The sequence below is a fragment of the Sulfurospirillum sp. MES genome (assembly GCF_000789415.1).
GTDB classification, from domain to species: Bacteria; Campylobacterota; Campylobacteria; order Campylobacterales; family Sulfurospirillaceae; genus Sulfurospirillum; species Sulfurospirillum cavolei.
This window is the reverse complement of record NZ_JSEC01000004.1, coordinates 1-13,229: the sequence shown is the minus strand read 5'-3', so window position 1 is coordinate 13,229 and position 13,229 is coordinate 1. Positions and strand designations below refer to the sequence as shown.

13 protein-coding genes are annotated in these 13,229 nt (G+C 46.8%); all 13 read left to right on the top strand.

All coding sequences use genetic code 11. From position 1 onward, the window contains the following. Positions 1-21: 21 nt before the first annotated feature. The 13 genes from trpB to OA34_RS07635 all read left to right on the top strand — a co-directional run bounded on the left by trpB (position 22) and on the right by OA34_RS07635 (position 12,875). The gene (gene trpB / locus OA34_RS07695; protein ID WP_039674083.1) at positions 22-1,230 is read left to right on the top strand and encodes a tryptophan synthase subunit beta; all 1,209 of its coding nucleotides are present in this window, start codon (positions 22-24) and stop codon (positions 1,228-1,230) included. Positions 1,231-1,346: 116 nt separating this feature from the next. Then, positions 1,347-2,420 (top strand): aminofutalosine synthase MqnE, encoded by a 1,074-nt coding sequence (mqnE, locus tag OA34_RS07690; RefSeq protein WP_039674081.1) that lies wholly within the window; start codon positions 1,347-1,349, stop codon positions 2,418-2,420. 15 nt (positions 2,421-2,435) lie between these two features. Beyond that, positions 2,436-3,728: an NCS2 family permease gene (locus tag OA34_RS07685; protein ID WP_039674079.1), complete on the top strand. Its 1,293-nt coding sequence runs from the start codon at positions 2,436-2,438 to the stop codon at positions 3,726-3,728. Beyond that, positions 3,728-4,177 carry a phosphoribosyltransferase gene (locus OA34_RS07680; RefSeq protein ID WP_039674078.1) on the top strand — a complete coding sequence of 150 codons (450 nt, stop codon included), beginning with the start codon at positions 3,728-3,730 and terminating at the stop codon, positions 4,175-4,177. Before OA34_RS07685 ends, OA34_RS07680 begins: the two co-directional genes overlap by 1 nt. A 25-nt stretch (positions 4,178-4,202) precedes the next feature. Beyond that, entirely contained in the window at positions 4,203-5,348 is a 1,146-nt protein-coding gene (locus OA34_RS07675) for an MFS transporter (protein WP_286682915.1), read from the top strand. Further along, positions 5,348-6,355, top strand: a complete 1,008-nt coding sequence (citC, locus tag OA34_RS07670) for a [citrate (pro-3S)-lyase] ligase (protein WP_039674076.1) — start codon at positions 5,348-5,350, stop codon at positions 6,353-6,355. The genes OA34_RS07675 and citC overlap by 1 nt, the downstream gene beginning before the upstream one ends. Further along, complete coding sequence (gene citD, locus OA34_RS07665) at positions 6,352-6,657, top strand: citrate lyase acyl carrier protein (protein WP_039674074.1); 306 nt, start codon at positions 6,352-6,354, stop codon at positions 6,655-6,657. Before citC ends, citD begins: the two co-directional genes overlap by 4 nt. Then, the gene (locus OA34_RS07660; protein WP_039674072.1) at positions 6,654-7,541 is read left to right on the top strand and encodes an aldolase/citrate lyase family protein; all 888 of its coding nucleotides are present in this window, start codon (positions 6,654-6,656) and stop codon (positions 7,539-7,541) included. Before citD ends, OA34_RS07660 begins: the two co-directional genes overlap by 4 nt. After that, positions 7,538-9,037 carry a citrate lyase subunit alpha gene (gene citF, locus OA34_RS07655; protein WP_039674070.1) on the top strand — a complete coding sequence of 500 codons (1,500 nt, stop codon included), beginning with the start codon at positions 7,538-7,540 and terminating at the stop codon, positions 9,035-9,037. The genes OA34_RS07660 and citF overlap by 4 nt, the downstream gene beginning before the upstream one ends. Next, entirely contained in the window at positions 9,038-10,384 is a 1,347-nt protein-coding gene (citG, locus tag OA34_RS07650; RefSeq protein WP_039674068.1) for a triphosphoribosyl-dephospho-CoA synthase CitG, read from the top strand. Positions 10,385-10,429: 45 nt separating this feature from the next. Next, the gene (locus tag OA34_RS07645; RefSeq protein WP_039674066.1) at positions 10,430-10,999 is read left to right on the top strand and encodes an aminodeoxychorismate/anthranilate synthase component II; all 570 of its coding nucleotides are present in this window, start codon (positions 10,430-10,432) and stop codon (positions 10,997-10,999) included. Beyond that, on the top strand, positions 10,996-12,186 hold the full coding sequence (locus OA34_RS07640; protein ID WP_039674064.1) for a glycosyltransferase family 39 protein: 1,191 nt from the start codon (positions 10,996-10,998) through the stop codon (positions 12,184-12,186). The genes OA34_RS07645 and OA34_RS07640 overlap by 4 nt, the downstream gene beginning before the upstream one ends. A gap of 11 nt (positions 12,187-12,197) precedes the next feature. Next, a complete protein-coding gene (locus tag OA34_RS07635; protein ID WP_039674062.1) occupies positions 12,198-12,875 on the top strand; it encodes a pilus assembly FimT family protein in 678 nt (225 codons plus the stop codon). Positions 12,876-13,229: the final 354 nt, after the last annotated feature.

Sequence of the window (13,229 nt, the reverse complement as noted above, 5' to 3'; positions counted from 1 at the left end):
TTACATGTCAAAGGAAAACGTATGCAAAAGCCTTATATTAACGCCTTTCCGGATGCCGAGGGATATTTTGGAAAATTCGGCGGTGCTTTTTTGCCGCCCGAATTGGAAACCCAGTTCAAAAAAATAGAACAAGCCTACTTAACCATCGGAAATTCTCACGATTTTATTCGTGAGCTTCGCGATATTCGCAAACACTATCAAGGTCGTCCGACCCCCGTTTATTATGCCAAGCGTTTAAGCGAGTACGTCGGGGGAGCACGCATTTATTTGAAGCGCGAAGATCTAAATCATACCGGCGCTCACAAGCTCAACCACTGTATGGGCGAGGCCTTGCTCGCAAAGTATTTGGGCAAGAAAAAGCTCATCGCCGAAACGGGAGCGGGGCAGCACGGCGTGGCGTTGGCGACGGCGGCGGCGTATTTCGGGTTGGAGTGTGAAATTCATATGGGTGAAGTGGACATCGCCAAAGAGCACCCTAACGTTGTGCGTATGCGCGTACTCGGCGCGAAAGTCGTTCCGGTCTCCTTTGGCGCGCGAACGCTCAAAGAAGCGGTCGATTCGGCATTTGTAGCGTACCTTAAAGACCCGGAAAACAGTATCTATTGTATCGGTTCGGTCGTAGGGCCTCACCCGTTCCCCAAAATGGTTAGAGATTTTCAAAGCATCGTCGGTATCGAAGCAAGGGAGCAATTCTTGGAAATGACGGGCAATCTTCCCGATAACCTCGTCGCCTGCGTGGGCGGCGGCAGTAACGCGATGGGACTTTTCTCCGCATTCATCGACGATCCGTGCGAGATGTACGGCGTTGAACCCGGCGGTCGCGGTACGAAACTGGGCGAACATGCGGCGAGTTTGACGTACGGAAGCGAGGGCGTATTGCACGGCTTTAACTCCATCATGCTTAAAAACGACGCCGGAGAGCCTGCCGAAGTTTACTCGATCGCTAGCGGTTTGGACTATCCGTCCGTCGGACCCGAACATGCCTATTTGAAAACCAGCGGACGCACGAAAGTGGGTATCGCCGATGATGCGGAGACGATTCGGGCATTTTACGATTTAAGCCATTACGAGGGTATTATTCCGGCTTTAGAGAGTGCCCATGCGGTCGCATTTGCGATGAAGCTTGCCAAAGAAAAACCGTATGAATCCATCTTGGTAAATCTAAGCGGCAGAGGCGATAAAGACATTGATTTTGTGGTGGAAAACTATAAGCCCGAAGATTACATGTAAGGGAAAGAAGGAGCGTGGAGCTCCTTCTTAAACAAAAGAGCAGTGAGGAATGCTTTAACCTCACTTTATAAAAAAAGTGGTTAGAATCTCTCTTTATTTCTTTCTGAAAGAATTCCATGACACTGATCGAAAAATTAGAAAACGATGAACGCCTCAGCCTTGATGAGGGCATCGCGCTGTACAATTTAGACCTGTTTACGCTCGGTAAATATGCCAATCAAAAACGTCGTGCGCTTCACGGCGATAAAGTGTTTTTTAACATCAATCGCCACATCAATCCTACGAATATCTGCAAAGACGTCTGTAAATTTTGTGCGTTTAGCGCGCACCGCAAAAATCCCAACCCGTATACGATGAGCCATGAAGAGATTTTACAGGCCGTTTCGCATTCGCTGAAGGAAAAGCATATTACCGAAGTGCATATCGTTTCCGCCCACAATCCTCATACGGGGCTTGAGTGGTATTTGGAAGTTTTCTCCAAAATCAAAGCAAAATTTCCCTCTTTACATGTCAAAGCGTTAACCGCGGCGGAGATTAACTTTTTAGCCGGCGAGTACGGCTTAAGCTACGATCAAGTGATCGATAAAATGATCGAACACGGCGTGGATTCGATGCCCGGAGGCGGTGCCGAGATTTTTGACGAAGGCGTGCGCGAATACATTTGCAAAGGCAAAGTTAGCTCGCAACAGTGGCTCGAAATTCACGAGAAATGGCACCAAAGAGGCAAAGAGTCCAATGCGACCATGTTGTTCGGGCATATCGAAAAACGCGAACACCGCATCGATCATATGCTTCGCTTAAGAGCACTCCAAGACAAAACGCACGGCTTTAACGCCTTTATCCCTTTGGTCTATCAACGCGACAACAATTACTTACATGTAGACGATTTTTTAAGCTCCACCGAAATTTTAAAAACCTTTGCGATCAGCCGTTTGATGTTGGATAATATCGCTCATATCAAAGCCTATTGGGCAACCTCGACGATCAATTTGGCACTTGTCGCGATGGAATACGGCGCGGACGATTTAGACGGGACGATCGAAGTCGAGTCGATTCAAAGTGCCGCGGGAGCCAAAAGTGCTCACGGCCTTGGCTTGCAAACGATTTTGGAGCTGATTCACACGAGCGGTTTTCAGGCGATCGAGCGTGACAGTCTTTATCACGAACTTAAACATCACACACTATCTTAATTCAAAGGATTGACTTTGAGCGACTTTTTCAAACTTGAAAAAAACGGTACGACGGTTAAAACCGAAGTAACGGCGGGTTTTACGACCTTTTTAACGATGATGTACATCGTACCGGTCAACGCGATTATTATGAGCAAAACGGGTATGCCTATGGACGCTCTGATTACCGCGACGGCATTGATTACGATCTTCTCGAGTATCCTCAACGGACTTTGGGCCAATACGCCGATTGCGATGAGCGTGGGTATGGGGCTTAACGCGTATTTTACGTTCGGTTTGGTTTTAGGGATGAAAGTACCGTGGCAAACGGCGTTAGGCGTCGTATTTCTTTCGGGCGTTTTATTTCTCGTGCTTTCGTTGACGCCGCTTCGCGTTTGGATTATGAAAAGCGTACCGCACGATTTAAGGCGTGCCATTAGTGCCGGTATCGGCTCTTTCATCGCGTTTATCGGGCTTAAAAGTATGGGAATGGTCGTTGCCAACCCTGCCGTTTTAGTGGGCGTCGGCAATTTTAAAAATCCAAACGTGCTCTTAGGCGTCGTAGGATTGGTTTTGGTCGTCGCGTTTTATACGTGGAAACTCAAAGGTGCGTTTATTTTAGCAGTCGTCTCGACGGCGATTATCGCGTGGGTGTTAGGCATTGCCGCGTATCCGAGCGAATTTTTTTCACTTCCCGCATCGGTCAGTCCGATTGCTTTGCAGTTGGATATAAAAAGCGCGTTGACGCTTTCGTTGTTTCCCGTCATTATTACTTTTTTGATTACCGATCTGTTCGACTCGTTAGGAACGCTTGCGGGGGTCGGCTTTCGTGCGGGTCTGTTTAAAGACGACGGAAAAGAGCTTCAAAAAACGCTTGAAATCGATGCGCTTGCGAGTACGGCATGTGCGGTGGTAGGCGTTTCGACGACGACGGCGTTTATCGAAAGTGCCGCGGGTGTGGAAGAGGGCGGTCGCACCGGTTTAACGGCCGTGGTTACGGGATTGTGTTTTATTTTGACGTTGTTTATGATGCCGCTTTTTAAAGCGATTCCCGAAAATGCGATTTATCCCGTTTTGGTGATGGTCGGCGTTTTGATGTTCGGCGAATTGTCGCATATCAATTTTAAAGACACGGCGATTGCGGTTTCGACTTTTTTGATCGTCATTATGATGCCTTTAACGTTTTCGATTACGAACGGATTGGCGTTTGGTTTAATTGCGTATGTTTTTATTAAATTACTCAAAAAAGAGTTTAAAGAGATTAATTTCGGTATCATCTTTTTAACCTTGGTGAGTTTAACCGTATTTATCGTACAAGAGGGGCATTAATGCGTTATTACAGTTATGAAGAGTTCAAAGTCGATGTCAATCATCTCGCCAAAGAGATCAAACCCTACGCGCCGGATGTGATTTTAGCCGTGGCGCGCGGCGGTATGACCTTAGGACATTTTTTATCGGAAGCCTTGGAAATGCGTTCGCTTTATTCGATCAATTCGATTCACTATGAAGAGACGCGCAAGCTCGATACGATTCAAATCTTTAATATTCCCGATCTTTCGCGTGCCAAGCGGGTCGTTTTAGTGGACGACATTATCGACAGCGGCGAGACGATGATCGAGATTAAGCGCGTGTTGAACGCAAAATATCCGGACGTGGACTTGAAGGTGGCGGCGGTTTTCTATAAAGAAAAAGCCTTACTTCGTCCCGATTTTGCCGCCAGAGAAGCGACCGAATGGATCGAATTTTTCTGGGACTTCCAAATTGACCAATACAAATAACAAAGGGAGCTTAGGCTCCTTTTTTATGTTTTTGACGCGTTACCAACTTCTTATTATTTATACATGTACGATTTTAACGCTTTGCACCCTTTATGCGGTGCAGCCCATTCAACCCCTTTTTGAAAAAGAGTTTGCCTTAAGCCGTTTTGAGGCGGTTATTTTTACGACCGTCATTATGCTCCCCTTAGGTTTTGCGCCGATTGTGTACGGGTATGTTTTAGAAACGCTCTCCTCCAAACTCTTTTTGAGAAATGCCGTTTTGATTTTGGGCGTGTTGGAACTTTTATTTGCTTACAGCGATACGTACGCGGCGTTACTCGGCATTCGGGCGCTTCAAGGCGTTTTGATTCCCGCCGTTTTAACCTCTTTGATGAGCTATATCAGTTTTATTACGCCCAAAGAGAGGGTTCAGCAAGCCATCGGTTACTACATCGCGGCGACGATTTTGGGCGGTTTTATCGGACGATTGCTCTCCGGAACGCTGAGCGATCTTTTCGGGTGGCGACTCTTTTTTATTCTCTTGGGCATCGCATTAATCGCGATGTACGGTTGCTTGCATTACGTCGGCGAAGAGGTGAAGGTCGATTTCGTAAAGCCGAAACTCTCTCAAATCGTCGATGTTTTAAAGCAAAAAAGTTTTTTGAATATTTATACGATGATGTTTTTTATCTTTTTCGTCTTTCAAGCACTGTTAAATTTTATTCCGTTTCAGCTCAAACAACTCAGCTCAACGATGGGATACGGAAAAGTCGGAATGATGTATGCGGGGTATATCATCGGTTTTATCGTGTCGATTCGGATTTTGTGGCTGATCAAACGCTTAGGCGGCGAGACGAAAACCATTATGATCGGCATCGTGATCTTCGCTCTCGGGCTTCAAATCTTTCATATCGGCGATTATACCGTGATGTTTGCGGGGATGTTCGTCTTTTGCGCGGGATTTTTCATTATCCATTCGGTCGCGTCGGGGCTCATCAGCAAATTGGCGCATGAAAAACGGGCGATTTCCAACGGACTCTACCTCTCTTTTTACTATGCGGGAGGTACGATCGGGACGTTCGCGCCGGGTGTTTTTTACGCATATTTGGGATGGCACGCGTTTATCGGGTTGTTGGCGTGCATCGCGTTTGCGACGCTTTGGTTTGCTTACGCGCTTCAAAAAGGAGTGTAATGGTTTTCTCTGAAGTGCCCCAAACAAGCAAGGTTCGAAGGCAAAAAATCAGAGAATTTTTACAAAGCGTTTCATTGGAAATGTCCGAAGACGTCGAAACGTTCGTCGTCGCTAAAGAAGAAGATCGCATCGTCGCGTGCGGCGGACTGAGCGGCAAAGTGCTGAAAAATATTGCTATCGACGAGAGCGTTCGCGGCGAAGGCGTGGCCTTAAGTTTGATGAGCGAGCTCTTAAAAGTCGCTTACCGTGAAGGGCGTTTTGAGCTCTTTTTATTTACCAAACCCCACTATCAAGAGGTCTTCGAATCGTGCGGATTTAAATACATCGAACAAGCACACGGCGAAGTCATTTTGATGGAAAACAGCTACGCAATCGAAGCGTATAAAAAGCGCCTACGAAAACTGCGCCATTCGGGCGATACGGTCGGATGCATCGTGATGAACGCCAACCCCTTTACGTTGGGGCATCGTTATTTGGTGCAAGAAGCGTGTGCGCGATCGGATTGGGTGCATCTGTTCGTGGTCAAAGAAGACGCTTCGTTCTTTCGTTTTGCGGATCGCTACCGTATGATTGAAGAAGGCGTGCGCGATTTTATGAACCTCACGTTGCACGAGGGTTCGGATTATATGATCTCCAAAGCGACGTTCCCGACGTACTTTATTAAAGACAAGGGGCGAATCAATTCGCTTTATACCGAACTGGATTTGGCAATTTTTAGGCATCATTTAGCCCCTCCTTTAGGCATTACGCATCGTTTTGTGGGAGAAGAGCCTTTATGTGTCGTCACAAACGAGTATAATACGCAAATGAAACGACGGCTTGCCGAAGCGAGCGAGTATCCGCCTATCGAGCTTGTGGAGCTTAAGCGTATCGCCGAGTCGGGTGAGCCGATTTCGGCTTCGAGAGTCCGAGGTGCGATGAAAGAGAATCGTTGGGACGAGATAGCCCGTCTCGTACCGCAAAGTACCTATCGATTGCTTGCGGCGATGAAAGAGGAAGTAGAATGAATACCTTACATGTACAATTACAACCCGCACATGCGGGAACGTTAGAATCGAGCGATGCGTTTGTGCGCGTGATGCCGAACGATCAAGCGGGAGTCGAAATCGTGTTGGAGAGCAGCGTTGCCGAAATCTACGGCGATGCGATCGAGGCGTTAGTGCTTCAGACGGTACTTTCCATGAACGTTGATCGCGTGAAAGTGACGATTCAAGATAAAGGGGCTTTGGATTTTGTGATCAAAGCGCGCGTGCAAACGGCACTTTTGCGTGCTTTGGGTGTGAATGAGCCCGATTGGAGTACGTTATGAAACAAAAACTTCGACGTAGCATGCTTTTTGTGCCCGGATCCAACACCGGTATGGTCTGCAACGCGTTTATTTATCAACCCGATACCGTTATGTTCGACTTGGAAGACTCGGTGGCACTGAGCGAAAAAGATTCGGCGCGGATGATGGTTTTTCACGCTTTACAGCATTTTACCTACCAAAATATCGAAACCGCCGTGAGGGTCAATCCGCTGAGTTCGCCTTTCGGGTTACAGGATTTAGAAGCGGTGATTCGTGCGGGAGCGGATATTATTCGTCTTCCCAAAACCGATACGATGGACGACGTTTTGGAGATGGAACAAGAGATCGCGCATATCGAAAACCGCATCGGAAGGGAGAAAAAGACGCTGCTTCTTGCGGCGATCGAGAGTGCCTTAGGCGTCGTAAATGCCGTCGATATCGCGCGTTGCTCCAAACGGATGATGGGCATTGCCTTGGGCGCGGAAGATTTCGTACGCGACCTTCGCACTCAACGGACTAAAGAAGGAACCGAACTGAGCGCGGCACGCAATCAGATTTTACTGGCGGCGCGTGCGGCAAAAATCGGCGCGTTCGACTCGGTCTTTTCGGACGTGAAAGACAAAGAGGGGTTTGTACACGAAGCGCAGTACATCAAAGGGCTTGGATTTGACGGAAAATCGCTCATCAATCCCAATCAGATTCCATGGCTTCACAAAGTGTTCGAACCTTCCAAAAAAGAGGTCGATTGGGCGATAGAAGTTTGCGAAGCGGCGAAAGACGCCAAAGAAAAAGGGCTCGGCGTCGTCTCCTTGGACGGAAAAATGGTCGATGCTCCGGTTGTCTTGCGCGCGGAATGGATTTTGGATTTGGCGCGTGCATCGGGCGTGTTAGGAGAAGAACAATGAAAGATATCGAAAAATACGTTAACCCTAAAGCATTAACGCCGAGTAACGCTCCTTTTTTTCGCTACGAAGAGAAAAATAAAGGCGAAGAACGACGTGCGAAGCTGTGTTTGAGTATCGAAGAGGCGATTTACCGCTCCGGATTGAAAGACGGCATGACGATTTCGTTTCATCATGCGTTTCGGGGCGGTGACTTGCTTTTAAATAACGTGATGAACGTTATCGCCAAAATGGGATTTAAAAATTTGACCTTGGCGTCGAGCTCTTTGGCTTCCGTTCACGATCCGCTGATCGAGCACATTCAAAACGGTGTCGTAACGCAAATTTATACGTCGGGACTTCGTTCAAAACTGGGTGAAGCGATCTCGAAAGGGTTGATGCAAAAACCGGTACAGATTCACTCGCACGGCGGGCGCGTGCATCTGCTTCAATCGGGCGAACTTCACATCGACGTTGCCTTTTTAGGCGTTCCAATCAGCGACGAGTTCGGCAATGCCAACGGCTATTCGGGACGTTCCAAATGCGGCTCTTTGGGATACGCGATGATGGACGCGCATTATGCCGATTACGTCGTCGTTTTGAGTGAATCGCTGGAAGCGTACCCGAACGTTCCGGCAAGTTTGCATCAAGACCAAGTCGATGCGATCGTCGTGGTCGACGAGGTAGGCGATCCTTCTAAAATCGGCGCGGGAGAGACGCGGATGACGACCAATCCCAAAGAGCTTTTGCTCGCGAGCCTTACGGCAAAAGTGATCGAGCATTCGGGATTGTTTCAAGAGGGATTTAGTATCCAAACCGGAACGGGCGGAGCTTCTTTGGCAACGACCGTCTTTTTGAGCGAACGTATGGAAGAAAAGGGCATTAAGGCCAGTTTCGGACTTGGTGGGATCACGGGAACGATGGTGTATATGCTCAAACGAGGCTTAATCAAAAACCTATTGGACGTGCAAAGTTTCGACGAATTTGCCGCCAAATCGCTCGGAGAAAATAAAAACCATATCGAAATCAGTGCCAACGAATACGCCAATCCAAGCTCTAAAGGCGCATCCATTAAACAACTCGACATCGTCGTTTTGAGTGCGCTTGAAGTAGACGTGGCGTTTAACGTCAACGTCATTACGGGTTCGAAAGGTCTTTTGAGGGGAGCTTCGGGCGGACATAGCGACACGGCGGCGGAAGCAAAGCTCTCCATCATCGTTGCTCCTTTGACGCGCGGGCGCATTCCGACCGTGACCAAGCGTGTCAATACCGTCGTTACGCCCGGAGAGAGCGTGGACGTGCTCGTCACCGACCAAGGTATCGCGGTTAATCCTAAAAACCGTGAATTGAAAGAGCGACTCCAAAAAGCAGGCTTACATGTCGTCGATATTCATACCCTGTATGAGCGCGCGATTGCACTTTGCGGGGAACCTGCACAGATCGCGTACACCGACAAAATCGTTGCGGTCATTCGCTATCGCGACGGCTCGATCATCGACGTGGTGCGACAACTTGCCTAAATGATCGATACGTATGCGACGCTAGAGAGTATTTTAAACGCCAAAGAGAAGCGCGCGCAAAGGCAACAAGAGCTTTTGGCGCACTTTGGCGAAGTATCGCTCATCTGCTTAAGCCTCACGATTCCCGGTTCGCTCAAACTTTCGCATTCCGCCGTCGTGATCTTTGACATTGCCCTTCGCGAAATTCGCCTCCTTTTAGAGCGTGAAGCACTGACGCTTTTAGCTTTTGAATCCACCTTAGCCATCAGCGGTGCGGAAGCTATCTTTGCATGTCAGGCTCGTTCTGAAGGATTGAAAAGGCTGACATGTAAGATCGAAGAAGAGCATCCCTTGGGGCGTTTTATGGACATCGACGTGCTCGACGCACAAGGAAAAATCCTCTCGCGCGAAGCATTCGGATACCCCAAAAGACGCTGTTTGATATGCGATAACGAAGCCAAAATCTGTGCAAGAGCGCACGTTCATTCGTACGAAGAACTGCATCGTCATATCGACGCATCGGTGCAAAAGCACGCATGGAAACAGAGCATAGCCCTGTGGTGTAAACGCGCGATGAAAACGGAAGTCGAGCTTACCCCAAAACCCGGACTGGTCGATCAAGCAAATTCCGGTGCGCATTGCGATATGGATATTTCGACGTTTTACGCAAGCATCGAAGCGATCGTTCCTTGGACGCAACGTTTTCTCGAAGAGGCTTACATGTACGCAAATGAAGAACCTCAAGCAGCATTTTCGCGTTTGCGACGCATCGGAATTGCGTGCGAAAACGCGATGTTTGAAGCGACCCGAGGCGTCAATACGCACAAAGGCATGATCTTTTGTTTAGCCCTTTTGTGCGGAGCGATCGGGCGGCTAAAAGCTCGAAACGAAAGTTTGACATGTCAGGCGTTGCAAACGGAGATTCACGTTTTGTGCGCGCATGTCGTCGAAGAAGATTTGATGCGGCATACACCCAACAGTGCGGGAATGCGTTTTTTCAAAGAGACGGGCAGTTTGGGCATTCGAGGGGTGGCGCAAAGCGGTTTTGCACTCGTCTTTGAAACGTCGCTCCCGTTTTTTCGCGAATGCTATGCGCGTTTCGGCGAGGAAAATGCTCTCAAACAAACGCTTCTTTTGCTCATGAGCACGGTCGATGACAGCACACTCTGGTCGCGCGGCGGTTTGGAAGGCTTGGCATTTACGAAAAACGAAGCGCAAAAAATCTTACATGTAGGTCTAAAACACCAAGATTTGGACGACGCGCTCAAACGTTTCGATCAAACCATGATCGCCAAAAATCTCTCCCCCGGAGGCAGCGCGGATTTACTGGCGCTTACGTGGCTACTCTCCCGAATTGTCGAATCTTAAGCAAAAGCGTGTTATGATAGTTAAAACTTGCTTATGGAACTACTTATGGTGTTAATGATCGATAATTACGATAGTTTTACGTACAACATCGTGCAATATTGTTTAGAACTCGGAGCCGATCTTAAGGTTATTCGAAACGACGAGTTGAGCGTTGAAGAGATCGAAGCGTTGCATCCGGAAAAAATTATCATTTCCCCGGGTCCAGCAACTCCCAACGAAGCGGGTGTGAGTTTGGACGTTATTCGATATTTCGGCGGGAAAATCCCTATTTTGGGTATTTGTCTAGGACACCAAGCTATCGGACAGGCGTTCGGGGCGAAAGTCGTTCGCGCCAAACGTATGATGCACGGTAAAACTTCTCAAACCAAACAGCTTCACAACAGTTGTTTATTTGCAGGATTGCCTGAAGAATTTACGACGACACGTTACCATTCGCTCATCGTGGAGCAAGAAGGGCTTCCTGGGTGTGTGATTCCTACGGCGTACAGTACCGACGACCACGAGATTATGGCGTTGCAAATCAAAGATAAACCCATCTACGGCGTTCAGTTTCACCCCGAGTCTATTTTGAGTGAACACGGTCATGCCATTTTAAATAACTTTTTAAAACTATGAGAGAGCGTCTTTTTCTCGGACTCATCTTACTTTTCAGTGCCGCGGCGTTGATGTTTGAGACGCAAACGCTTTCGATTAGCTACGATGAAGCCGAGATTTATTTCAACGCCCATACGATCGTGCATTATTTGGCGCATGCTTCGACGAGTCTTTTGGGACAAAATGATTTGGCGTTACGTTTGCCGTCCATCATTTTGCATTTACTTTCGATCTTTTTGCTTTATAAAATCGGAAAATTATTTTTAAAAAGAACGATCGATCGCATTATCGCCGTGGCGATTTATGCGTTTCTTCCGGGCGTCAATAGTGCGGCGTTACTGGTCAATCAAGGAAGCCTCGTCATCTTTTTAACGCTTCTTTTTACCTATTGTTACCTCAAAGAGTATAAAGTCGCTTCACATGTCATCTTGATCGGCTCGCTTTTTGTCGATAATTCGTTTGCGATTTTTTACATTGCTTTGTTCATTTATGCGTTGATTCAGAAAAAAACCGACTTGGCGATTTTGACGCTAATCTTGTTTAGTGCGGCGATGTACCTGTACGGTTTTGACACGGGAGGAAAGCCTAAGGGCTATTTCGTCGATACGCTCGGTATTTATGCGGCCGTATTTTCCCCGTTGCTGTTTCTCTATTTTGTGTATGCGATGTACCGTATTTTGATTAAAGAAGAGAAAAATCTTTTATGGTATATCTCGTTTATCTCTTTGATCGTTTCGTTTATTTTGTCGCTTCGTCAGCGTTTGGCATTGGAAGATTTTGCGCCGTTTGTCGTTCTGTCCGTTCCGTTGATGGTTAAAGTCTTTTTTAACAGCTATCGCGTGCGCTTACCGCAATTTCGCAAATGGCATACTTTGGTCTTCGGATTGATCCTGATCACGCTTGTGTGCAATACGGTTGTAAGTTATTTGCACAAACCGCTATACTACTTTTTGGAAAATCCGTCGCGTAATTTTGCCATCAAATACCATATCGCTAAAGAGTTGGCGCAAGCTTTACATGAAAAAGGCATCGATAAAATTATTCTCAAGGACGACAAACTCTCCTTGCGTTTGAAATTTTACGGTATTCAAAGCGGCGGTTTCGTCAAACTCAGCCCTCAAAAAGAACTAGATGAAGGGTTTGAACAAATCGATATCGTCTATGTCGGAAAAGTCGTCAAAACATTTTACGTCTACAGGCTAGGCTAAAAGAGGCTCGCATGAAAAAAGCATTCACGATGTTGGAATTGGTTTTTGTCATTGTCGTCGTAGGAATTCTCTCCTATATGGTAGCCTCAAGCTTCACGCGCAACCCCCTCCGAGAAGCCGCCGACCAAGTGGTAAGCCACATACGCTATACGCAACATTTGGCAATGATGGATGATAAGTTTGATGTGAATGAAGCACAATGGTTTATGCGACGATGGGCAATTCGTTTTCAGCAAAATGTAGTTTTTGGAGGAGTTGCTAATAATAACGTTTGGGCATATACGATTTTTTCCGATATCCCAAATTTTACTGGTCATAATCCAGATTTAGCAGGAATGGCATTAAATCCTCAAGACCCAAATCAATTTCTAAGCGGTGGATACGACAATACTTTAAATATTAGCGATGCAAGAGCTATGCAATCATTACAGTTGGGTACGCATTATAGTATAGCAAATGTTACTTTTGGCGGGGGATGCCGTGCCGATACGATGTTTATTCATTTTGATTATCTAGGACGACCGATGAATTCTTTTCCACCTATAGCATCTACCCATGCATATCAGCCACCTTTAGCAGGATGGCATTATCTATTAACAAATCAATGCCGGATCACATTAACGGATGCATCCGGTAATGCAATCATTATTGCAATAGAACCGGAAACAGGGTATACGCATATTTTGTAGCCTTTCTTTTCTTTAACCTAATTTTAAGGAGTTCGAGTATATAATTTCGTCCTCGTTTGAGAGAACGGGGTTAAAGAGAAGCTCCCAAAGTAGGGGATTAGCTTCACGTTCATTACCATTTTAACAATGTCAAATTCAATCTTTGAAATCTAAATAAGCGACCGAGCTAGGACGCAAACATGTAAGAGATTATCAACTCTTCGGAATAAAAGAGATAAATCAAACTTCATAAAACTAAAGATTTCGATTCGTCGATTCTGACCGTAAGGTCTAGCTTTAGTGTAATGAATTCAAAGCGAATTACTTCGCTTTGAAGAAACATTATAATGGAGAGTTTGATCCTGGCTCAGAGTG

Excerpts from the sequence above, each read along its gene's own strand:
- trpB (WP_039674083.1), top strand. The coding sequence starts at position 22 with ATGCAAAAGCCTTATATTAACGCCTTTCCGGATGCCGAGGGATATTTT.
- mqnE (WP_039674081.1), top strand. The coding sequence starts at position 1,347 with ATGACACTGATCGAAAAATTAGAAAACGATGAACGCCTCAGCCTTGAT.
- OA34_RS07680 (WP_039674078.1), top strand. The coding sequence starts at position 3,728 with ATGCGTTATTACAGTTATGAAGAGTTCAAAGTCGATGTCAATCATCTC.
- OA34_RS07675 (WP_286682915.1), top strand. The coding sequence starts at position 4,203 with ATGTTTTTGACGCGTTACCAACTTCTTATTATTTATACATGTACGATT.
- citC (WP_039674076.1), top strand. The coding sequence starts at position 5,348 with ATGGTTTTCTCTGAAGTGCCCCAAACAAGCAAGGTTCGAAGGCAAAAA.
- citD (WP_039674074.1), top strand. The coding sequence starts at position 6,352 with ATGAATACCTTACATGTACAATTACAACCCGCACATGCGGGAACGTTA.
- OA34_RS07660 (WP_039674072.1), top strand. The coding sequence starts at position 6,654 with ATGAAACAAAAACTTCGACGTAGCATGCTTTTTGTGCCCGGATCCAAC.
- citF (WP_039674070.1), top strand. The coding sequence starts at position 7,538 with ATGAAAGATATCGAAAAATACGTTAACCCTAAAGCATTAACGCCGAGT.
- citG (WP_039674068.1), top strand. The coding sequence starts at position 9,038 with ATGATCGATACGTATGCGACGCTAGAGAGTATTTTAAACGCCAAAGAG.
- OA34_RS07645 (WP_039674066.1), top strand. The coding sequence starts at position 10,430 with ATGGTGTTAATGATCGATAATTACGATAGTTTTACGTACAACATCGTG.
- OA34_RS07640 (WP_039674064.1), top strand. The coding sequence starts at position 10,996 with ATGAGAGAGCGTCTTTTTCTCGGACTCATCTTACTTTTCAGTGCCGCG.
- OA34_RS07635 (WP_039674062.1), top strand. The coding sequence starts at position 12,198 with ATGAAAAAAGCATTCACGATGTTGGAATTGGTTTTTGTCATTGTCGTC.